The following is a 21,385-nucleotide window of genomic DNA, read 5'->3' on the forward strand; positions in this document are numbered from 1 at the left end:
CCCGTTCATGATTATTTTGTAATTTAGAGTAATGATAAGCTCTACGAGCACTTATTTTTTCCTCTTTTATGAACAAGTTAATTACTTTCATACTGCTTTTAGTTCTGAACCTAAATGGATTCAGTCAGCAAAAACAATCGCAACCCGCAACTAAAATCAATGTCTTATTTGTAGGGAACAGCCTGACCTATGAACACAAGCTACCAAAACTCGTAAAGAGGAAAGCGCGTTCGCAGGGGTACCGCATGGAAGTAACGTGCATTGCCTATCCCGATTTTTCCATTCGCGATCATTTGAATGGAGGAAAGATTCAACAACTTTTAAAGACAACTTCGTACGATTTCTTGGTCATTCAACAAGGACCTTCTTCTTCTCCATACGGAAAAGAAAGCCTTATAAAAGTAGGAGAAGAACTGCAAAAAATCTGTGCGACTACCAATACGACACTGTGTTATTATATGGTATGGCCTGCAAAAAATCAGCTGGATCGCTTAGACAATGTCATTGCCAATTACGAAGCAGCTGCAAAGCAAAACAAGGCTTTACTCATTCCTGTAGGGCGTTATTGGCGTGATTATATCCGTACAGAAAGCAATTACCTGCTCTACGGAAAAGATGGATTTCACCCATCGCTTAAAGGTGCTAAAATGAATGCAGAAATCATTGCTAACTACTTAATAAAAGCCTTCCGAGAGCCCTCTCAAACGCGCTAACGGCGACAATTTCTGGCATCTAACTTTTTTTTAGTAAGTTTGTAACTGTATCCCTCATCCCCCCGATTTATGACTCAATAAAATTTGAGCTTAAACTAATACCCGTTTAGCTACAGTTCTGGTTTTGAAGAGTCAATGTTATAAACACATTAAAAAATCTATCTCGTCGGAAGACGGGTACGCTAGCAAATGAAAAAATTAGTTCTTATCACTACCCTACTCACAATCAGTTATTCCTGTAGTTGGAAAGCACCGATTGGAAATTCACACAACAAATCACGAGAGCGGATTCAAAACAGAGAAAACGCCGTTCGGTACGATTTTAAAAACCTCAACTACAGTAAAAGCTTAGAGCTCTTTTCGAATAATGAGTTTATTTTTACTGAAACCCTAAATGGCTCCCTCGGGAACTCAACCGTCAAAGAGTATTTTGGCGACTATCATCAAGATAGCACCTCACTCCAATTATACCCGAAAGAAATTGCCATTAAAAAAATCCCTGAACATGCTAAAGAACATGTAAAAAGTACCTACTTCCCCTATGAAGAAGGTTCAAAAATAAATACCAACTACCTAAAGTTCGCCTGGAATCACAAAGAATACCTGTTATCAGAACAATTCAATACGCAATCGTATATCGATGAAAAAAATGACTTTCAACGTTTTGCAAACTTTGTAAATCAAGGTATAGAACCCGACGACAGCGGTGCTTATTTTACGCGAATTATACAAACCACTTCTCTAAATTCAGATAGTTTAGATTTAAAGCGAATTCCACAAAAATGGCGTTCTTATTTTATTAAAACTCCCATACAAGCACGGGTTATAGAGCACCGACAACACCCGTCTGAAAATCATCATTTAAATAAAAAAATGACCTGTTGGCACGTCACTATTGACAAAGGGACTGCCGATGGAGTACACCAAGGATTGGCTTTTACGACACAATACGAAGAGGTTCAAATAAAAATTGACTCGCTAGACAGCGGTACGAGTTACGGGCATTTTAAAAGTATAAACACCAGTCCAACATATATAGAAATTGGAACGGAAATGAGAACTCAATGGTAATACCAAAAAGACCGACCTTCACGTCGGTCTTTTTTTGGCTATACAGTAGTTACTACTTCTTAACCTAATGCTCATTTGTGATACGAATATTATTTGTAGCTTTAACCTTGTAAAAAATTGACCCCAATCAACGGGGTGGCTACTAAAAAAACTAACCATGCTAATTCAAAATCTTACGCGCCCTAGGTTCGGCGCCTTGCTTGCGCTATTCCTTATTTTACTGCAGAGCTGCACTACAGTCCGACTTATCAGTGATTACGATGAAATTACGGATAAAACGGTGACTCGTGTACAAGAAAAAGTCACCAAATACTTTGTCGTTCTCGACAGGACCATCGGAACACCAGCAGCTGCCTATGAAAACTTTGTAGAAACCTTTGACGACATCAAAGTAGATTTAAACACCTTAAAACTCAGAACGGCGGCACTCGATAAAAATCGCATTGTTGAAGACCAAATTAAAGAGCTCATTTCGATGGTTGACAACCTAGAAAAATTGCACAAAATAGGCTTCTTAAACGCGGCGCAAATACGCCCTCTTAAACAGCCCTTTGACAGTGCTTTCACCGCCATAATACGACTACAACTCGCTTTAAAAAGAGGAGAAAAATAACCAAACTACAACACCTATGAATTCAATTAATGTCAACGATGTACTACTCAAGATGATCGGAGCTGCCAAAGGCAAACTTCAAGAACACTGGGAAGCCGCTGCTCCCTTTGCGGAACAGCAGTTCAAATCACTAGCCGAAAATTTGGCACTCATCGTTAAACTACAACGCGAAGGCACCATTACTAAAGAACAAGCATCGTATTATCTAGAAATTCAAAAAAGCAGTGTACGCATCGTATTGCTCACCATTGAAGGGCTGGGGCTTTTAGCTGTCGAAGCAGCCATTAATGCTGCACTAGACATCGTCAAAACGGCCGTCAACACCGCCATTGGTTGGGATATCTTATAAAAAAAGCTAGGAAATATTTCCTAGCTTTCTATTTATAAATCAATTTCTTTTAGTGCTCGAATATTGTTGCGCTCTAAAAACGCATCAATGGTTTCGAAATGCTCAATTACTCGTTTGTCTTTAAACTCAAAAACTTTTTCACTCAACCCCTGCAAGAAGTCACGATCGTGCGATACTAAAATCAAGGTACCGTCATAATGCATCAAAGCCTCTTTAATCACGTCTTTGGAACGAATATCTAAGTGGTTAGTAGGCTCATCCAATATCAAAAGATTTACCGGTTCTAGCAATAACTTAACCATTGCCAAACGCGTTCGTTCTCCTCCTGAAAGAACCTTGACCTTTTTATCGATATCCTCTCCTCCGAACATAAAACGCCCTAATATCTTTTTGATCTGAGTTCTGATATCACCTTCCGCTACTTCGTCAACCGTTTGAAATACGGTTAACTCCGGATCCAACAACGACGCTTGGTTTTGTGCAAAATACCCCACTTTGGCGTTGTGTCCCAACTCGCAATGTCCTTCAAAATCAATTTCTCCCAAAATCGCTTTAATCATGGTTGATTTACCTTCACCATTACGTCCTACAAACGATACTTTCTCTCCTCTTGCTATGGAAAAACTAGCGTCTTCAAAGACGGTCAATTCCCCGTAGCGCTTCGAGAGTTCTTCGACTTTAACCGGATAATCTCCAGACCTCGGCGACGGTGGAAAACGCAATTTTAACGACGAATTATCCACTTCATCTACTTCAATAGGCACCAATTTTTCGAGCATGCGCTCACGAGAAGCCACCTGGTTAGTTTTTGAGTAGGTTCCTTTAAAACGTTCAATAAACGATTTGGTTTCCGCTATAAACTTTTGCTGTTCCTCGTAGGCTTTTAACTGATGAGCTCTGCGTTCTTTTCTCAATTCTAAGTAGTGCGTATAGTTGGCTTTGTAATCGTAAATGGTTCCCATACTCACCTCAATGGTTCTGTTGGTAATATTATCAACAAAAGCCTTATCATGAGAAATTACGACTACTGCTTTCGCCTTGTTTTTAAGAAACTGCTCCAACCAAATTACAGATTCAATATCTACGTGGTTAGTTGGCTCATCCAACAAAATTAAATCGGGTTTCTGCAATAAAATTTTTGCCAACTCGATACGCATTCTCCATCCCCCACTAAATTCAGAGGTCGGTCGGTCTAAATCGGTTTGCTTGAATCCCAGTCCTTTTAAGGCCTTCTCTACTTCAGCTTCGTAGTTAACTTCTTCCAATGCATAGTACACCTCCCCTAACTCCGAAACGCGTTCTATGATCTTCATATATGCTTCTGATTCGTAGTCCGTTCGCGTTTCTAGTTCCTTATTCAAGGCTTCCATTTCTTCCTTCATCGAAAAAATACGCGAAAAGGCTTTTGCCGCTTCTTCCTTCACAGTACAGTCGTCTTCCAACAACAAATGCTGCGGTAAATAGGCGATAACAGTATCCTTCGGACAACGTACACCTCCTTTAGTAGCCTGGTTAATGCCTGCAATAATTTTCATCATGGTAGATTTTCCTGCACCATTTTTTCCCATTAATGCAATCTTATCATTCTCATTGATGACAAAAGAAACATCGCTAAACAAAGCTTTACCGCTGAATTCCACGGTTAACTGATCTACAGATATCATATATATTAGAATTTGTGCGAAAATAGTAAAATCCGTTGTAGTATGGTCAATCCTCTGGGCTTCAAAACACTTCATTCCAACCTAAACAAATCAGCAACAACTTCTTATCATTATATAAATTACGTTAAACGGTTCGGATTATCCGAGCGATAGCCGTACCTTTTAGTAACTAATTAAACTTTAAAACTTAAAACTATGGCTACAAGTACCCAGTACCGCGTTGCTGAATGGCTTCCATCAGATGCCCTATTTCTTGAAAACTGGCTCACTGAACTCATTGACTACGTAGATCGCACCCCGCAATCGTTGGTTCCTCCTGTTCAAGACCTCAAAAAACTTATCGAAAGTAACAACTATTACCGCACCCTGTTTACAGCTATGTTTACCGAGATCCCCAACAAAGCTCCATACAACCAAACACCCACCGGTGCTCCTCAAGTACGTGACTACGAACACATGCTACTGTTAATCAATGCAATTATGACACAAGCTCCGGAATTCAACACCACGGGGCTCGTAGGCTTTCCTATCAACGCTATCCTAGATTGGCCCATGGGAACCCTTGCCGGATACGTCGCATTTTTGGATAAAAGGGTCAATGAAAAATTCAAGGCCATTTTAAATTATTGGAAATCGTTTTTACAAAGTTCGGATTCTACCTACGTATTGAATACTACAAGTCAAGGCTGGCTCTCCGATGAAGCCCTAAAAGAAATGTGCGACGTTGCTTATGGAAATGGAGCTTCCTTTACCGATATCTTTAACTGCCCTTCTCCTGATGTGCAAAATGCTTTCGGGTTCCAATCTTGGGACGATTTTTTTACCCGAACTTTTAAAGAGGGACTTCGCCCTGTAGCCGGAAAAGACAATCCTGATATCATCGTCAATGCCTGTGAGTCAGCTCCGTTCCGCCTAGAGAGAGATGTCCTTGAAAAAACCAACTTCTGGATTAAAGGGCAGCCCTATTCTTTGCGCGATATGCTCGCCGACGATATCTATACCTCACAGTTTATCGGTGGAACTGTATATCAAGCTTTTTTGAGTGCTTTGAGTTACCACCGTTGGAACAGTCCAGTAAGTGGTACAGTGCTCAAAGCCTATATTATTGACGGCAGTTATTATTCGGAAGATTACTACGAAGGATTTGCCAACCCTGCTGGTCCAGACAGTGCCGCTCCTAACCAATCGCAGGCCTACTTAACAGAGGTAGCAACACGTGCTTTAATTTTTATCGAAGCCGACAATCCTAAGATTGGCCTGATGTGTTTTATGTCGGTGGGCATGGCAGAAGTTTCTTCCAACGAAATCACTGTTAAGCAAGGACAGCGCATTGAAAAAGGCGAACAACTGGGCATGTTTCACTTCGGAGGTTCTACCCATTGCCTGATTTTCCGACCGGAAGTGCAGTTAGAATTTGACTTACACGACCAAATACCCGGATTGAACTCTAAAAATATTCCAGTACGCTCAAAATTAGCCACGGTAAAATAAAACCAAAAACGCCCCAAAATGGGGCGTTTTACTCTATTAGTGCAAGATTTTGAATAATAATTCTTTGAGAATGTCGGCATGAGAGAGCGCGTTGGCTCCTACTCCCTTGCTCTTGACATCAGCATCGCGAAGCAGTGCAATGGTTTGCGATACCTTCCGCATTGGATAATTTCTGGCGGCGGTCGCATAATCATCCACAAAATACGGATTTACTCCTAAGGCCCTCGCTACAGACGCTTTTGACTTGTCTTGTAAACCGTGATATAACAACAGCTGCGTAAAAAAACTGTTGAGCAACGAAATGCTCATCACTATCGGATTGCTCTTTGGGTTCTGTGCGAAATAATTGATAATACGATTTGCCTTAACCACATCGCGTTGCCCAATAGCCTTGCGCAACTCGAAATTGTTAAAATCTTTCGAGATCCCAATATTTTCTTCGATATGTGAAGGCGTAATAATCGTTTTTGCAGGCAAAATAGAAATCAACTTTTCCAACTCATTGTTAATCTTACTCAAGTTAGTACCTAAAAACTCAACCAACATTTGCGCTGCTTTAGGCTCTATATTAAATCCTTTGGTACCGAGGCGTTTTCGAATCCAATCGGACACTTGATTTTCGTATAGTTTTTTACTCTCAAAAATCACCCCATTCTTAGCAATGGCCTTATAGGCTTTTTTACGTTTGTCGAGCTTTTTGTATTTGTAGTTAAAAACGAGTACCGTGGAAGGCTGGGGTTGTGCTGCGTAGGCTTCTATTTTGTCAATGGTTCTACTCAAATCCTGTGCTTCTTTGACAATGAGTACTTGACGCTCTGCCATCATAGGAAAGCGCTTTGCAGAAGCAACAATCTCTTCGATAGTTACATCTCTACCGTACATCACCACCTGATTAAACCCTTTTTCAGATTCTTCCAAGACATTTTTTTCGATGTAGTCCGATATCTGATCGATGTAAAAGGCCTCTTCACCCATTAAAAAATAAATGGGTTTTATATTTCCACTGCGGATATCCTTAATTAGCTGTACTGCTTCATTCATTGTCCTTGTGCTCGATTTACTCCTTAGCTTCGGAAAGTTTTGCTATTTTTACTCCATGCAAAAATTAAATTTACCTCCCTGTGATTTCAGGCTCAAAAGTAACGAAAATAAGACGCTTATTTTCGATAGTTTGAGAAAAAAATACTTGGTATTAACTCCTGAAGAATGGGTACGGCAGCACTATGTACAGTACTTAGTAGCGCAAAAAAAATACCCGGTAAGTTTAATTGCCATTGAAAAACAACTCACAGTAAACGGTTTAAAAAAGCGAACGGATATCGTAGTATTCTCCCGCCTTGGAGTACCCGATATCATTGTCGAATGCAAGGCCCCATCCGTAAACATCACTCAGGCAACCTTCGATCAAATTGCGAGGTACAACATGAAACTAAACGCCCGATTGCTGGTGGTTACGAATGGCTTACAGCACTATTACTGTACCCTTGACAAAGAAAACGAACGCTATGTTTTTTTAAGAGACCTCCCTGAATACGAACGCAGCGTCTAAAGGCCAGAAATTAACGTATACTTATACCTTTAAATCAACTTAAAACTGTATTTTTGGCCTCTTGAAAATAGCTATCGTCATATTAAATTGGAACGGAAGAAAACTGTTAGAACAGTTTTTACCCAGTGTAGTAAACTACAGTGAACAAGAAGCTGAAGTCTACGTTGCTGACAACGCCTCTACAGATACTTCTATCGACTATATCAAAACGCAATTTCCTTCGGTTAAAATTGTTCAGAATGAGACCAATGGAGGATATGCCAAAGGATATAACGATGCTTTACAGCACATTGAGGCAGATATTTATTGCCTGTTAAACTCGGATATCGAGGTAACAGAAAACTGGTTAACCCCTGTAGTAGACTGCTTTAAAAAGCAACCTGAAACTGCGATCATCCAACCCAAATTACTGGATTACAAAGACAAAACCAAATTTGAATATGCCGGAGCTGGTGGTGGCTTTATCGATTTACTCGGTTATCCGTACTGCCGTGGTCGAATTTTTAATTTTTTAGAAACTGATACCGGACAATTCGATGATACCGCCGATATATTTTGGGCCTCGGGTGCCTGTTTGTTTATCCGATCGGAGGTATACCACAAATTAGGAGGCTTTGATGAAGATTACTTTGCCCATCAAGAAGAAATTGACCTCTGTTGGAGGGCGCAAAACGAAGGGTATAAAGTGAGCTATGTGGGAAGCTCAACAGTATATCATGTGGGTGGAGCAACCTTGCAAGAAAGCAATCCTCACAAGACCTTTTTAAATTTTAGAAATAGTTTATTAAACACGGTCAAAAACGTGCCAAAACGCTGGTTTTTGTTTGTCGTTTTTTCTCGACTGATACTCGATGGAGTCGCTGGTTTAAAATTTGCTTTGGAACTGCGTCCAGTGCACACTTTGGCCATTTTAAAAGCGCATATTAGTTTTTATGCTAATTTTTTGAAGTTCTTAGGAAAGCGAAAAAAACTACAGAAAAAGCTTCATTATAACCACTGTACTTCTGTGGTTTGGCAACACTTTATTGCAGGTAGAAAAAAGTTTAAGAATTTGCAATAAGAGCCTCTCGATCCTTGTAGATATACAAGAGTAAAAAGAACACGGCAACGCCGCCAAAGGTATGCCACAACCAATGCGTTCCCATAGGCAGCAGCACTACAAGTGAATCAAGAGTTCTGAAAACTATCGCGAGCGCAAAAAACACCAATCCCAAGCCAATATAATGTACCCTTTTCCACGCTGTTAAGTAAGCGTAATACAAAAAGGGAGCTATGACCGCAATGGCCGTCATCACATATCCGAACGAAATTCGAAACGAGTCGGGCAACGATAAAAATCGAGGAAGTATTGTGGCGACTAAAATTGCTACTAACAAACCAGTACGTTGCCACCAAACCGGAGTAATCTTTCCGATAAAATAAAGGATTCCTCCCAAGCAAACGATCATGATAGGCAACCAATCGAGCACTAGCCAAAACTCGTGACTTCTAGTTCCGTGAAACATAGTGCCACCGATCCAACTGATAAAAATAACTGGAATTGCAAACAGAAAAAAAGGATGCTGCTTAGGATGCTTTGCTATTTTCTGAAAAAAATAAATGAGAATGGCAATAAAAATTAAATTGCTAAACGTATTAAATGGTTCAACAGGCAAGCGCCCTTCGAGCGTTTCCTGATAAATAGGACCGCTGTCATTAGGAAACTTTGGCAACCAATTACAAAACATCTAAATCTCCTTTACCTTCTCTGATAACTTCGGGTTCCTCCGCTGTCAAATCAATCACAGTCGAAGCGTGATTATCTCCATACCCGCCATCGACCACGAGGTCAACGAGGTTCTGCCACTTTTCAAAAATAAGTTCAGGATCGGTAGTGTACTCTATAATTTCGTCTTCATCGTGAATCGATGTAGAAACTATAGGATTTCCGAGAGCTTCCACGATGCTTCTCGCTATATTGTTATCGGGCACGCGAATCCCAACGGTCTTTCTCTTTTTAAAGGTCTTGGGAAGGCTATTACTTCCAGGCAATACAAAAGTATAGGGACCTGGAAGTGCTCTTTTTAATATCTTATAGGTCGGAGTATCTATTTGTTTTACGTAATCCGATAAATGACTCAAGTCATTACAAACAAATGAAAAGTTTGCTTTATCCAGCTTTACTCCTTTTAATTTTGCCACGCGTTCCAAAGCTTTCGCATTGGTAATATCGCACCCCAGTCCGTACACGGTATCTGTCGGGTAAATGATAACGCCCCCTTTTTGTAAAACCTTGACGATTTTATCAATTTCTTTCGGGTTCGGATTTTCGTTATAAAGCTTTACAAACTGTCCCATACTCACTAATAATTGTCAAAATCAAAATCGTCAAGACGCTCAAAACCGGTGAAATTATCTCCAAACTCATCGTCGAACTCCTTGTCATCACCTTTCGTTAAATCGTCTGCCTTAAACTCTTTCATCGGAGCCTCGCCTGGAATTTCTCCCACAGACAACACCACTGCTCCGTCATCACCATCGGCTTGCAGGGCTACTAACTCGATGTAAAACGTCCACATGTGCAAAAAATCATACACGTAAATCAATTTGTCATTCACACGTAACAACGTGTCTTTGATTGAGCAGTTTGCCATCGAAAGACCTTCTCCTGCCTCAGCCATATTAAACAACGGTATTTCTTCTCCTTGGTTCCACTCATCATCTGTACGGTAAAAAGAAGCCATTTCCTGACCGTCAAATCCAAAGGCCTTGGCTGCAGCGAAATGCATGTCCTCTAAGGATTTGTTCTCATCGATAACAAAAGTTCTAATTACGTCTTCTTGCGTATCTAATATAGCGCGTACTTTATACATTAGGTTGTTTTTTATAGGTACAAAAATACGTATTTTTGAATGAAATTTCTTTTTGTATTTATGGATTCACAACAATTATTAAACAAACTCAACAGTTTTAATAAAAATACCCTCATGGAAACCTTGGATATTGAGTTTATCGCAATAGGCGAAGACTACATGACAGTATCCATGCCAGTAAACCCCAACGTACACCAACCCTTTGGGTTACTTCACGGTGGCGCCAGTGCAGCACTCGCAGAAACTGTTGGAAGTTCTGCCTCTGCCTTTCTATTTGCAGACGCAAAAACACAAGTGATCAAAGGAATCGAACTCAGCATTAACCATGTCAAAAGTAAAAAAGAAGGAATGGTATATGCCACTGCTCGTCCTATTCACCTCGGAAAAACCACCCATTTGTTAGAAGTTAAAATTGTAGATGAGGAAGACCGATTGATTTCCATAGCCAAACTCACAAATATCGTTTTACCCAAAAAATGAGAAAGCGACTATCAAAAATAATTCGCTATGCCAGCATTAGCTTACTGGTCCTACTCGTTGCACTATACGTGGTATTTGTACGTTTTTCAGCTCCGCCTTCTGACAAGGCTTTGATGGAGCTTTTCCAAACCAGTCCCACCCCACTAACCATCGCTAAATGGCACTTTAAGGATTTTTCATTTCGCGTACTCAAAACAGCCCTCAATCCCGCCAAACCTACACTGGTCTTTGTACACGGGACTATTGGGTCTTGTGCTAATTTTGAAGCCTATATGAACGACAGTACGCTGACCGAGCATTTTAACATGCTCTCCTACGATCGAATCGGCTACAACTATAACGATCCACATCCGGTACAAGAGAGCATTGCCTTTGAACGCGATATGCTCCATAGCATTTTAGACCAACTCCCCAACGACAATACCATACTCGTAGGTTATTCGTACGGCGGCCCCATTGCACTTGCCACTCGTAAAAAGCTAAAAAAAGTAGTACTTTTGGCTCCTGCGGTGTACAGTGCGGTAGAACCAATGCCTTGGATGGTAAACTTGTACCGCTGGCCAATGACACGATGGATGATTCCTAAAGTATGGCAGGAAGCCTCCAAAGAAAAACTATCACATCGTTCCGATTTGCAAAACTTTGAAAAAACGTGGGCTTCAACCCCGAATCAAGTGATTAGCATGCACGGTAATTCCGACTGGATAGTCCCTTTGGAGAATTCGACCTATTTACAAAAACAACTACCGAGCTCACGTTTTCAGTTGATCCCTTTACACGATGCTGGGCACGATTTAGTTTGGAGTCGATTTGAACCTATTAAACAACAACTCTTAAAGCTCAAAGATTGACCTTATTTGACGACATACAAAACGCATTACAACAACAGCGTCCTTTTGTAATTTACAACAAGGCAGGCAGTGACCGACTGAAAGCGATCATACAACAGAATGACCAGGTGTATTACAGCGATGAACTAAATGAAAGCGGATTCGTTTTTGCTCCATTTTTAAAAAATACGGCTCCTATTCTGATTCCCTTAGCGGAATCCATATGTAAGGAGGTACACTTTAATCCACAACAGGTAACCGTTCAGCCTAGCACAATTACTGACCTTAACTCAGCAGCGCAACAACACATACAGCTTGTTAAAAAAGCGGTCGAGACAATTGAATCAGGGGCATTTCAGAAGGTTGTACTGTCGAGAAGTGAGGTGGTTTCACTCCGCAAAGGAACCCTGCTTAGCATCTTTGAACGACTCCTACACAGCTATCCGAATGCCTTTACCTATTTGTGGTACCACCCTAAAATTGGACTGTGGTCAGGAGCAACTCCGGAAACACTAGTAACCGTCAACAACAAGGAATTCCGTACCATGGCGCTTGCAGGTACTCAGGTATACCGAGGAAGTACAGACGTGGAATGGGGAGCCAAGGAAATTGAAGAACAACAAATGGTAACGGAGTATATTTGCGAGCAATTAAGTTCTCTTGCTCCAGATCTTCACTGCGGGCCGTTGCACACGGCAAAAGCAGGGAGCCTACTTCACTTAAAAACGATGATTACTGGAACTTATGAAGGAGCGCTCAGTACGCTTGTGAATCGCTTACACCCAACACCAGCGGTATGTGGCCTTCCCAAGGAAGCGGCACTCGACTTTATCAACAAACACGAAAACTATTCGCGAAAATATTATACAGGATACTTAGGAGAAGTCGATATTGAAAAACAAACGGAACTCTTTGTCAACTTGCGCTGTATGGAGCTCGAAACCTCTAAAGCCACCTTGTATATCGGTGGAGGTATCACCGTCGACAGCATTCCCGAAAATGAATGGGAAGAAACCGTTGCGAAATCCAAAGTGATGAAACAAGTATTGTAAGTTCCCGGATAGGGTAACTCAAGTGACATCATCAAGTAAAAACAAAAAAAACCACATAGTGATTAAAGCTAGGTGGTTTTTATAGTGTAAATTGAATTTGAATTGAAATTTTAAGGTACAACAATGAGCTTAACTCAAGCTGTTTCCTTAAATATCATCAAAAGAAACATCGGTAAAACTCTCTGCAGAGGCTTCTACGGCCGCTTCTTCTTTTTTGTAATCTCTTTGATGGCGCTCACTAATAACTTCCTCTCCTTTTTCGCTTACAATGTAATTAGTTGCCTTGTCCAACATGTCCTTAAAGTCAGAAAAATCTTCTTTGTACAAGTAGATCTTGTGCTTTTGGTAGTGGAATGAACCATCATCGTGTGTAAACTTCTTACTTTCCGTAATTGTTAAGTAGTAATCATCAGCCTTAGTTGACCTAACATCAAAAAAATAGGTTCTTCTACCAGCTCTTAAAACCTGTGAAAAAATTTCTTCTTGTTCTACTCTCTCGCTCATAATTCTTGTCTTAAGTAATATAAGTAATAGTTGTTTATTTAAAATTGCTCAACAAATCTAACAAAATAATTGACGTAACAATGCGAAACACTATATTTCTTTTTCCAAAAGTTGCTGATTATACAAATCTTTGTAATATCCTTCATGTTCTATGAGCTGATTGTGAACTCCTTGTTGAATGATCTTACCATCTTCTAGGATAAGTATCATATCTGCATTCTTAGCTGAGGATATTCTATGGCTGATTATGAAGGTTGTTTTACCACTTGAAACCTTTTCTAGGTTCGTCAAAATTCGTTCTTCCGTTTCCGTATCTACCGCTGAAAGACAATCGTCAAACACCAATATTTGGGGGTCTTTGATAATCGCTCTGGCAATAGAAGTTCGCTGTTTTTGTCCTCCTGACAGGGTAACACCACGCTCCCCTAAAACCGTTTGATACCCTTCGCTGAAATCCATGATATTCTCGTGAATTACCGCATTTTTAGCAGCTTCCTGAATCTCAGTAAGCTCCGCCGTTGCTTTACCAAATTTGATATTGTTCTCTATGGTATCTGAAAACAAAAATGGATCTTGAGGTACAAACCCGATTTGATTGCGCAAATCGTACAAATTGCATTCCTTGATATCCACTCCATCCACTAAAATTTGTCCACCTGTAGTATCGTACAAACGCGAAACGAGGTTGACTATTGAAGACTTTCCACTTCCGGTAGTCCCTAAAATGGCCACCGTTTGTCCTTGTGCTACCTTAAAGCTAATACCTTTCAGTGCGGTGATGTCTGTATCGTCGTAATGCAACCACACATCTTTGAACTCAATAGTTCCTTGAATTTCGGTTCCTGTTTCTACTGTGTTTTGGATTTCGGGAACTTCCTCTAAAAATTCATTAATACGTTTTTGAGAAGCCTCCGCTTGTTGCACAATAGAAGTCACCCACCCGACAATGGCTACTGGCCAGGTCAAAATGTTGACATACAGAAAAAATTCGGCTACGACTCCAATTTGTATATCTCCAGCAATGTATTGCTTCCCTCCGACGTACAATACGATGATATTACTCAAACCTATCAATAAAATCATCAAAGGAAAAAACAAAGCTTGTACCTTGTGTAAGGCAATATTCTTTTCCTTACTGGTATCGGCCAAGTTATCAAAATTAGCAATGACTTCTTTTTCTATGGCATAAGACTTTACCACATTCACCCCCGAAAAGAACTCTTGATTAAAGGTTGTCAGCTTAGAAAGGTACTGTTGGACCACACCACTCTTCTTATTAATTTCTCGACTCAACACAAAAATTGAAATCGATAAAATAGGAAACGGCAGTAAGGTATACATGGTCAAAGTAGCATCGATTTGAATCATTTGAGTAAAGCCCACAATAAACAGTACAATCATATTCAAGGAGTACATGATTGCTGGGCCAAAATACATGCGAACCTTCGACACATCTTCACTAATTCGGTTCATCAAATCACCGGTTCTATTCTTTTTATAAAAGTTAATAGACAGTCGCTGATACTGTTGATATATCTCATTTTTTAAATCAAATTCTATCAAACGTGACATCACAATTATTGTTTGTCGCATTAAAAAAGTAAAAAATCCTGCCACCAAGGTCACGGCAACTATCCATAAAATATTGTACAACAACTCTTGTTTTACCGCGGGTAAATCGGTTGTTTTCCCCTGTACGTATTGCTCTACAACATTTAAAGAATCTCTTATGATTACTGGGATTTTCAGTGCTAACAACTTGGATAATACGGTAATGACTACTCCGACTAGAAGTCGCCACTTATACTTGATAAAATACTTGTTCAGATATTGTAATTCCTTCAAAACTGTTTAAAAAATTTCTCTAATTAAAAACCTATTTCCGTTCTAATTTTGTTAAAGATAATACAATTACAACGGCTTTTTTTGATTATGTTTTAACGATTTCCTATTTTTGCGACCTAATTTTTTGAGATTATCAAAATAAACTCAAATCAAAACACATAACAAATGACATCAGAAATCATTGATACTAAAGATCTTAAAAACGATCCAGTATTTGGTCAATTATCTTTTGACAATCACGAACAAATCGTTTTTTGTAATGACGAAGATACAGGTTTAAAAGCAATAATTGGTATCCACAATACAACTTTAGGACCAGCTTTAGGTGGAACTAGAATGTGGCAGTACAAAAGTGAATGGGAAGCTTTAAACGACGTATTGCGTCTATCTCGTGGAATGACCTTTAAGTCAGCTATAACCGGATTAAATCTCGGTGGAGGAAAGGCCGTTATTATTGGTGATGCTAAGACTCAGAAGAACGATGCCTTAATGCGTAAATTTGGAGAGTTTGTTCATTCATTAAGTGGAAAATACATTACTGCTGAAGATGTAGGAATGGAAACTAGAGACATGGATATCATCCGTGAAGTAACACCTCATGTTACTGGAGTTTCTGAAGCGATTGGTGGATCAGGAAACCCATCTCCTGTAACAGCATACGGAGTTTACATGGGTATGAAAGCCGCGGCAAAATACAAATTTGGAACCGACAATTTAGCGGGTAAAAAAGTATTAGTTCAAGGAGTTGGTCATGTTGGTGAAACCTTAGTGAAGCACATCACTGACGAAGGAGCTCAAGTAATCTTAAACGACATTAGCGAAGAGCGTTTAGCTGCTTTGAGTAAAAAGTACGATGCAAACGTAGCCTTAGGAAACGATATTTACGGATTAGATATCGATATCTACGCACCTTGTGCCTTAGGAGCTACCTTAAACGACAACACTATTGCACAGTTAAACGCAAAAGTAGTTGCTGGAGCTGCTAACAACCAATTAGCAAACGAACTTAAACACGGAAAATTATTACAAGAGCGCGGTATCGCTTATGCTCCTGACTTCTTAATCAACGCTGGTGGAATTATCAATGTATACGCTGAAGTTGAAGGATACGGAAAAGAAGAGAGTTTAAAGAGAACTGAAAACATCTACAATACCACTCTTGAAATCTTTGACTTAGCAGAAAAAGAAAACATTACAACACACCAAGCAGCCTTCAATATCGCACAAGCGAGAATTGATGCTCGTAAAAAAGAGCAAAATAGCTAGGTAAGATAAATAAAAGTTATAATTTTGCAGAGCGTAAGAATTACCATTCTTTACGCTCTCTTTTTTGTTTAAAGTTCTTTCAAATGATTAATAGAAGACATATTCGAGTTAAAGTAATGCAGTCGGTGTATGCGATACAACAAGCGCATAGTGATGACCTAGTTAGAGAAGAAAAGTTTTTAAAACACAGCATCGACAAGATGTTTGACCTATACGTTTTAAACTTACAATTACTGGTTGAAGTACAAAAGTTAGCTCGAAAGAGAATTGAGCTCTCTAAAAAGAAAATTCTCGCCACTAAAGAAGACTTAAACCCCAACACAAAATTTATTGACAACCGCTTACTCAACCTGTTAACAGACAGTGTGAGCTTAGAAGGTTACGTGGAACTCAACAAACTTAATTACTGGGATTTAGACGACAAGTACGTGGAAATTATTTTCGAGGAGCTCTTGAACAGTGAACTTTACAAAAAGTATATGGACACGGTAGAAGACTCTTACAACGTTGACCGTAGCTTTGTGATTAATTTCTTTAGAGACATCATCGCTCCAAATGAAAAGATTGCCGATTACTTTGAAGATAAAATGATTTCGTGGGTAGACGACATGCCTTTCGTGAATACTTGGGTCCTCAAAACCCTCAACAAGCAAACACCTAAGAATCCTTTTGTTTTAGGTAATTTGTACAAAGATCAGGACGACAAAGATTTCGTTGGAGCCCTCTTTACAAAAACAGTACTTAACCAACATAAGTACAGTGATGATATCAAAGATAAAACTCCGAATTGGGAAGCAGACCGAATCGCTGATATTGATCTTATCTTGATCAAAATGGCCATCACTGAGTTCTTGCACTTCCCATCGATTCCGAGCCGTGTAACCATCAATGAATACATCGAACTTGCCAAAGACTATTCGACCAACAAGAGTGGATATTTTATCAACGGAGTGTTGGATAAATTGGCAAAAGAATACTTGGCTTCCAATGCCATGGTGAAAATTGGAAGGGGATTATTGTAAGATTTTGTATTTTTACCAAAACATAATATCAATATGAAAAAAATAGTATACGCAATGGCCATCGCTGCCGCTAGTTTTACGGCTGTGTCTTGTTCTAATGGAAATGCAGCTACCAAGATAAAATCAGAAAACCTAGCCAAAGCTGCAGAGCGCGATAAGACGATCAATGTCGGAGCTCCTGAAATTAGTTTTGATAAAACCGAATTTGATTTTGGGACCGCTACAGATGGCGATGTCATTAAAACTTCTTTTATCGTAACGAATACTGGTAAGTCAGATTTGATTATCTCAAAAGCAGACGCTACTTGTGGTTGTACTGTACCTGAATGGCCTAAGGAGGCTATTGCACCAGGAAAAACTGGAGAGATCAAAGTTAGTTTTAATACGAGCGGTAAGGTTGGTAAACAATCGAAAACGGTAACCCTACGTACCAATACAGAAAAAGGTATTGAAACCGTAAAGATCGGTGGTATGGTAAAAGCGAAAAGCAAAGAATAATTCGATATAATGTTAGCACAAACTCTATTTTTACAGGCTAATAATAGCCTTATGCAAATGGTGCCTTTCGTACTTATGTTTGGAGCCTTATACTTCCTAGTCATAAGACCGCAAAGATCGCGTCAGAAAAAAGAAAAAAAATACCAAGAAGAATTAGCTAAAGGAACCAAAGTGGTGACGACAAGTGGAATTCACGGTAAAATAGTTGAACTAAACGATAATGACAATACGGTAACTGTAGAAACCGGAGCAGGAAAAATAAAATTTGAGCGCTCGGCAATTTCTATGGAGTTGAGTAAAAAATATCAAAAGCCAACTGCAAAATAACAAAAGTGAGCTCTGCTCACTTTTTTTTTGCATCGCATTATTTTTGTGGAAAAAAAATTAAACATACCCAAAGTATTTATCGGTTTCTTATCGGCATCGCTCCTTTTTTGGTTGCTGATGAACCTGTCTAAAACGTATACTACCACCGTTCGTTACGAGGTAAAGTATCACAGTTTAGCACAGCACCGACAGTTTAATAAAGTTCCCCCAAAAGAACTGGCAGTCATTGTAAAATCTAGTGGCTTTAATCTTATTAGCACCCAATTAAGACAAGCTCCTTTGACTATTAGCTTGGGAAAACTCTATAAGAAAACACCCAATTCTTATTATATTTTGACGAGGGAATTAATAACGCCCTTGCAAAAACAATTTGCTTCAGGACTTTCGGTTGTTCAAATTCCGCAAGACAGTTTATTTTTTAACATCAGTGAATTACAATCCAAAAAAGTTCCAGTTGTCTTTACACACAGCCTTCCATTAAAAAAAGGCTTTGATCTCGCTGCTCCCCTGCGTATTTCACCTGACTCAGTTACGATATCAGGCAATGAATCGCAGTTAAAAGCTATTAATGAAATCAATACAAAACCTATAAAAGGCCAACAAATTACCGATGTGTACACAGAGGTTGTCGCTTTGGATATTCCGTCGGGTATTAATTCCAAGCAACGAGAAGTTAGCCTGGAGTTAAACGCCGTCAAATTTACCGAAGGTGCTTTAAAAGTTCCTGTGACCTTGATAAATTTACCCAAAAACAAACAGCTCACCATCTTTCCGAAAGAAGTGAGTATCCGTTACAAGGTAGGATTGGCAGATTTCGATAAAATAACCCCCGCTTCTTTCGAAGTGTATTGTGATTATCAGCAATCGGCATCCAAAGGATTGCCCTATCTTATCCCCGTGGTCAAGAGAGCTTCCAACATGGTATCGGCCGTGCGCATCACCCCAAAAAAAATTGATTACCTAATACACAAATAATGATTATTGGACTTACTGGAGGTATCGGTAGTGGCAAATCTACTGTCGCCAAGATGTTTTTAAAATTTGACGGTGTCGTTCTGTATCACGCAGATGAAGAAGCCAAGCGACTCATGAACAACGATGCGGACTTACGCGAGCAACTCTGCGCCACCTTTGGCGACGAGACCTATACAGCTGAAGGCATTTTAAACAGGCAGCACCTAGCATCCATTGTATTTAAAGATGCTTCTCAACTCGCAAAGCTCAACGCCATAGTTCACCCAGCTGTCCACCGTCACTTGCAGCACTTTATAGCTAGCCACCAAGAGGCCACCTATATACTCTACGAGAATGCCATACTTTTTGAAAATGGCAGTAGTGGTTTTTGTGATCGTATCATCACAGTTACAGCTCCAATAGCAACCAGAATTGAAAGGGTAATGCAACGCGATCAATGCAGTGCGGAAGACGTTCAAAACAGGATGGACAAACAATGGGCTGAAAACAAAAAAATCCTGCAATCCAACTATATAATTAACAATCAGGATTTAACAAAAACTGCGGAGCAGGTTTTAAGAATTCATAATTTTTTAACAACGAAGCCGAATTAATTTAACCTATGTTATAATTTTTTCTTAAAATTTTCTTAAATTTAAAAAACGATTGTTAATCTACGTTAAAAGAAAATTCCACTTCGTTCGAATAATTTATTTTTGACTAATGGGCAAGAAAATCTTTATCATTATTGTTGTCTTAATGAGTATTTCACTGATAGGAATTATCTCTGTTCAAGTGTATTGGATTAAAGATGCACTAAAAAACAAACAACAACAATTTGAAAGCGATGTTACAAAAGCGTTGGCGAAGACTTCGGAACATATCAAAGACCGAGAATACCGCGAATTTGTATTGACACACGAACAATTTTTAAAAGATAATAAATTACGCACCAATGCGGAGATAAAAAACTACTTATTCCAACGAATCGATACGACGAACAAACAGAAGTTTACGTTTGGGGCGACGATTTTAGAGGAAAATTTTAAAATTCCATCAAAATTTGTCGACAATGACTCCATCGTAATCAAGCGGTTTACTGGGAAAGAAGATTTTTACTTCTCCAAAGAAGTAAGTTCACAAGACCGAGACTTTGCAACGATGATAGATGAAAATAGGTTTTCTACCTATAAGACCTATTCAAAGTGGCAACAGTTACAGATGGAAGATATATTCAGGCAGAGCCAGCAATTTACGCCAATACACCAACGAATTAGCAACAAAGAGCTGAACAGAACCCTGAAAAAAGAATTGGCAAATCAAAACATTCATCAAGACTTTAAATACGGAGTATACGAAGACGGTTTTGCTACGCGCTTAAAATCTGGATATTTCAATATTCAATTGAAGGATAATTTTTACTATCCTTTGCTGGAAGATGAAAATGGAAATAGCAAGTATATGCTGTATATCAAATTTCCAAACAAACGGGAAAACCTCCTGTCGGGCATGATGAAAATTTTATTGCTGTCATTGCTCTTTATTGGTATAATTATTGCAGCTTTTTCAACCTCATTATACCAGCTGGTACGTCAGAAGAAGATCTCTGAAATAAAGACCGATTTCATCAACAACATGACCCACGAGTTTAAAACGCCGATTGCTACGATAAACTTAGCTCTGGATGCGATCAAAAACCCGAAAATCATCAGTGATGAAGAAAAGGTAAAGCGTTATGTTCAAATGATTCGAGATGAAAATAAGCGCATGCACGGACAGGTAGAAAATGTATTGCGTATATCCAAACTCGAAAAGAACCAGATCGAAATTAGTAAGGATGCAGTCGATGTTCACGACATTATAGAAGAGGCTATTGAACATATACAATTGTTAGTCAGTAGTAAAAACGGTTCTGTTACGACACATTTTCAGGCGATTTCTACAGAAGTTCTCGGAAATCAATTCCACCTGACAAACGTCGTTGTCAACATGTTGGAAAACGCCGTAAAATACTCTGAAGAGGCCCCTAAAATTGAGGTATTTACCGAGAGTACCAACAAGTACTTTATCTTCAAAATAAAAGACGAAGGTATCGGTATGAGTAGAAATGCACAAAAATATGTTTTCGATAAATTTTATCGCGAGCACAAAGGAAATATACACAATGTAAAAGGACACGGTTTAGGATTGGCCTATGTAAAAGAAATCATAGACAATCACCAAGGTACCGTTTACGTTGAGAGCGAAAAAAGTAAGGGAAGCACATTTACAGTTAAATTACCATTAATATAAAATGAAAGGATAC

General features: G+C 39.3%; 24 protein-coding genes. 17 read left to right on the forward strand and 7 right to left on the reverse strand.

The window, feature by feature from the left end; all coding sequences use genetic code 11:
• Window positions 1-68: 68 nt before the first annotated feature.
• The 4 genes from ACXAG7_RS08020 (at window position 69) to ACXAG7_RS08035 (ending at window position 2,746) form a co-directional block, all read left to right on the forward strand.
• Window positions 69-713 (forward strand): SGNH/GDSL hydrolase family protein, encoded by a 645-nt coding sequence (locus ACXAG7_RS08020; protein WP_476666546.1) that lies wholly within the window; start codon window positions 69-71, stop codon window positions 711-713.
• A gap of 189 nt (window positions 714-902) precedes the next feature.
• Window positions 903-1,784, forward strand: coding sequence for a hypothetical protein (locus tag ACXAG7_RS08025; RefSeq protein WP_476666547.1), 882 nt, complete (start codon window positions 903-905; stop codon window positions 1,782-1,784).
• Between the two features lie 157 nt (window positions 1,785-1,941).
• Window positions 1,942-2,397, forward strand: a complete 456-nt coding sequence (locus tag ACXAG7_RS08030) for a hypothetical protein (protein ID WP_476666548.1) — start codon at window positions 1,942-1,944, stop codon at window positions 2,395-2,397.
• Window positions 2,398-2,413: 16 nt separating this feature from the next.
• Window positions 2,414-2,746, forward strand: coding sequence for a hypothetical protein (locus ACXAG7_RS08035; RefSeq protein ID WP_408044791.1), 333 nt, complete (start codon window positions 2,414-2,416; stop codon window positions 2,744-2,746).
• Between the two features lie 32 nt (window positions 2,747-2,778).
• Here ACXAG7_RS08035 and ACXAG7_RS08040 read toward each other — a convergent pair whose 3' ends face one another.
• Window positions 2,779-4,410, reverse strand: a complete 1,632-nt coding sequence (locus ACXAG7_RS08040) for an ABC-F family ATP-binding cassette domain-containing protein (RefSeq protein ID WP_408044792.1) — start codon at window positions 4,408-4,410, stop codon at window positions 2,779-2,781.
• 195 nt (window positions 4,411-4,605) lie between these two features.
• On the opposite strand from ACXAG7_RS08040, the gene ACXAG7_RS08045 reads away from it, so the two are divergent.
• Window positions 4,606-5,901: a phophatidylserine decarboxylase associated domain-containing protein gene (locus ACXAG7_RS08045; RefSeq protein ID WP_476666549.1), complete on the forward strand. Its 1,296-nt coding sequence runs from the start codon at window positions 4,606-4,608 to the stop codon at window positions 5,899-5,901.
• A 36-nt stretch (window positions 5,902-5,937) separates the two neighbouring features.
• Here ACXAG7_RS08045 and holA read toward each other — a convergent pair whose 3' ends face one another.
• A complete protein-coding gene (gene holA, locus ACXAG7_RS08050; RefSeq protein WP_476666550.1) occupies window positions 5,938-6,942 on the reverse strand; it encodes a DNA polymerase III subunit delta in 1,005 nt (334 codons plus the stop codon).
• 55 nt (window positions 6,943-6,997) lie between these two features.
• Here holA and ACXAG7_RS08055 point away from each other — a divergent pair, with 55 nt between their 5' ends.
• Together ACXAG7_RS08055 and ACXAG7_RS08060 are read left to right on the forward strand one after the other, a co-directional pair.
• Entirely contained in the window at window positions 6,998-7,450 is a 453-nt protein-coding gene (locus ACXAG7_RS08055) for a type I restriction enzyme HsdR N-terminal domain-containing protein (RefSeq protein ID WP_408044795.1), read from the forward strand.
• A gap of 61 nt (window positions 7,451-7,511) precedes the next feature.
• Window positions 7,512-8,510: a glycosyltransferase family 2 protein gene (locus tag ACXAG7_RS08060; RefSeq protein ID WP_476666551.1), complete on the forward strand. Its 999-nt coding sequence runs from the start codon at window positions 7,512-7,514 to the stop codon at window positions 8,508-8,510.
• On the opposite strand, the gene ACXAG7_RS08065 is transcribed toward ACXAG7_RS08060, so the two are convergent.
• The 3 genes from ACXAG7_RS08065 to ACXAG7_RS08075 are packed head-to-tail and all read right to left on the reverse strand — an operon-like array spanning window position 8,494 to window position 10,302.
• A complete protein-coding gene (locus ACXAG7_RS08065; RefSeq protein WP_408044797.1) occupies window positions 8,494-9,177 on the reverse strand; it encodes a hypothetical protein in 684 nt (227 codons plus the stop codon). The two genes, ACXAG7_RS08060 and ACXAG7_RS08065, sit on opposite strands and share 17 nt — an antisense overlap.
• A complete protein-coding gene (locus ACXAG7_RS08070) occupies window positions 9,167-9,787 on the reverse strand; it encodes an L-threonylcarbamoyladenylate synthase (protein WP_408044798.1) in 621 nt (206 codons plus the stop codon). Before ACXAG7_RS08070 ends, ACXAG7_RS08065 begins: the two co-directional genes overlap by 11 nt.
• Window positions 9,788-9,792: 5 nt before the next feature.
• A complete protein-coding gene (locus ACXAG7_RS08075; protein WP_408044799.1) occupies window positions 9,793-10,302 on the reverse strand; it encodes an IS1096 element passenger TnpR family protein in 510 nt (169 codons plus the stop codon).
• Window positions 10,303-10,341: 39 nt separating this feature from the next.
• On the opposite strand from ACXAG7_RS08075, the gene ACXAG7_RS08080 reads away from it, so the two are divergent.
• Genes ACXAG7_RS08080 through ACXAG7_RS08090 form a run of 3 tightly spaced genes read left to right on the forward strand, consistent with a single transcriptional unit; the run spans window position 10,342 to window position 12,664 of the window.
• Window positions 10,342-10,782: a PaaI family thioesterase gene (locus tag ACXAG7_RS08080; RefSeq protein ID WP_408044800.1), complete on the forward strand. Its 441-nt coding sequence runs from the start codon at window positions 10,342-10,344 to the stop codon at window positions 10,780-10,782.
• Window positions 10,779-11,633, forward strand: coding sequence for an alpha/beta fold hydrolase (locus tag ACXAG7_RS08085; RefSeq protein WP_408044801.1), 855 nt, complete (start codon window positions 10,779-10,781; stop codon window positions 11,631-11,633). The genes ACXAG7_RS08080 and ACXAG7_RS08085 overlap by 4 nt, the downstream gene beginning before the upstream one ends.
• Window positions 11,630-12,664, forward strand: coding sequence for a chorismate-binding protein (locus ACXAG7_RS08090; protein ID WP_476666552.1), 1,035 nt, complete (start codon window positions 11,630-11,632; stop codon window positions 12,662-12,664). The genes ACXAG7_RS08085 and ACXAG7_RS08090 overlap by 4 nt, the downstream gene beginning before the upstream one ends.
• Before the next feature lie 147 nt (window positions 12,665-12,811).
• On the opposite strand, the gene ACXAG7_RS08095 is transcribed toward ACXAG7_RS08090, so the two are convergent.
• The gene (locus ACXAG7_RS08095; protein WP_408044803.1) at window positions 12,812-13,168 is read right to left on the reverse strand and encodes a PUR family DNA/RNA-binding protein; all 357 of its coding nucleotides are present in this window, start codon (window positions 13,166-13,168) and stop codon (window positions 12,812-12,814) included.
• 90 nt (window positions 13,169-13,258) lie between these two features.
• Window positions 13,259-15,013, reverse strand: a complete 1,755-nt coding sequence (locus tag ACXAG7_RS08100; protein ID WP_476666553.1) for an ABC transporter ATP-binding protein — start codon at window positions 15,011-15,013, stop codon at window positions 13,259-13,261.
• Between the two features lie 165 nt (window positions 15,014-15,178).
• Here ACXAG7_RS08100 and ACXAG7_RS08105 point away from each other — a divergent pair, with 165 nt between their 5' ends.
• The 7 genes from ACXAG7_RS08105 to ACXAG7_RS08135 all read left to right on the forward strand — a co-directional run bounded on the left by ACXAG7_RS08105 (window position 15,179) and on the right by ACXAG7_RS08135 (window position 21,372).
• Window positions 15,179-16,279, forward strand: coding sequence for a Glu/Leu/Phe/Val family dehydrogenase (locus ACXAG7_RS08105; protein ID WP_408044805.1), 1,101 nt, complete (start codon window positions 15,179-15,181; stop codon window positions 16,277-16,279).
• Window positions 16,280-16,362: 83 nt separating this feature from the next.
• Window positions 16,363-17,301: a transcription antitermination factor NusB gene (gene nusB, locus ACXAG7_RS08110; protein ID WP_476666554.1), complete on the forward strand. Its 939-nt coding sequence runs from the start codon at window positions 16,363-16,365 to the stop codon at window positions 17,299-17,301.
• 33 nt (window positions 17,302-17,334) lie between these two features.
• Window positions 17,335-17,799, forward strand: coding sequence for a DUF1573 domain-containing protein (locus ACXAG7_RS08115; protein ID WP_408044807.1), 465 nt, complete (start codon window positions 17,335-17,337; stop codon window positions 17,797-17,799).
• A gap of 9 nt (window positions 17,800-17,808) precedes the next feature.
• Window positions 17,809-18,126, forward strand: a complete 318-nt coding sequence (yajC, locus tag ACXAG7_RS08120) for a preprotein translocase subunit YajC (RefSeq protein ID WP_408044808.1) — start codon at window positions 17,809-17,811, stop codon at window positions 18,124-18,126.
• A 45-nt stretch (window positions 18,127-18,171) separates the two neighbouring features.
• A complete protein-coding gene (locus ACXAG7_RS08125; RefSeq protein ID WP_476666555.1) occupies window positions 18,172-19,101 on the forward strand; it encodes a YbbR-like domain-containing protein in 930 nt (309 codons plus the stop codon).
• Window positions 19,101-19,694, forward strand: coding sequence for a dephospho-CoA kinase (coaE, locus tag ACXAG7_RS08130; protein ID WP_408044810.1), 594 nt, complete (start codon window positions 19,101-19,103; stop codon window positions 19,692-19,694). Before ACXAG7_RS08125 ends, coaE begins: the two co-directional genes overlap by 1 nt.
• Window positions 19,695-19,803: 109 nt before the next feature.
• Window positions 19,804-21,372 (forward strand): sensor histidine kinase, encoded by a 1,569-nt coding sequence (locus ACXAG7_RS08135; RefSeq protein WP_408044811.1) that lies wholly within the window; start codon window positions 19,804-19,806, stop codon window positions 21,370-21,372.
• Window positions 21,373-21,385 lie beyond the last annotated feature (13 nt).

Source organism: Tenacibaculum sp. AWR4_210 (assembly GCF_056160945.1).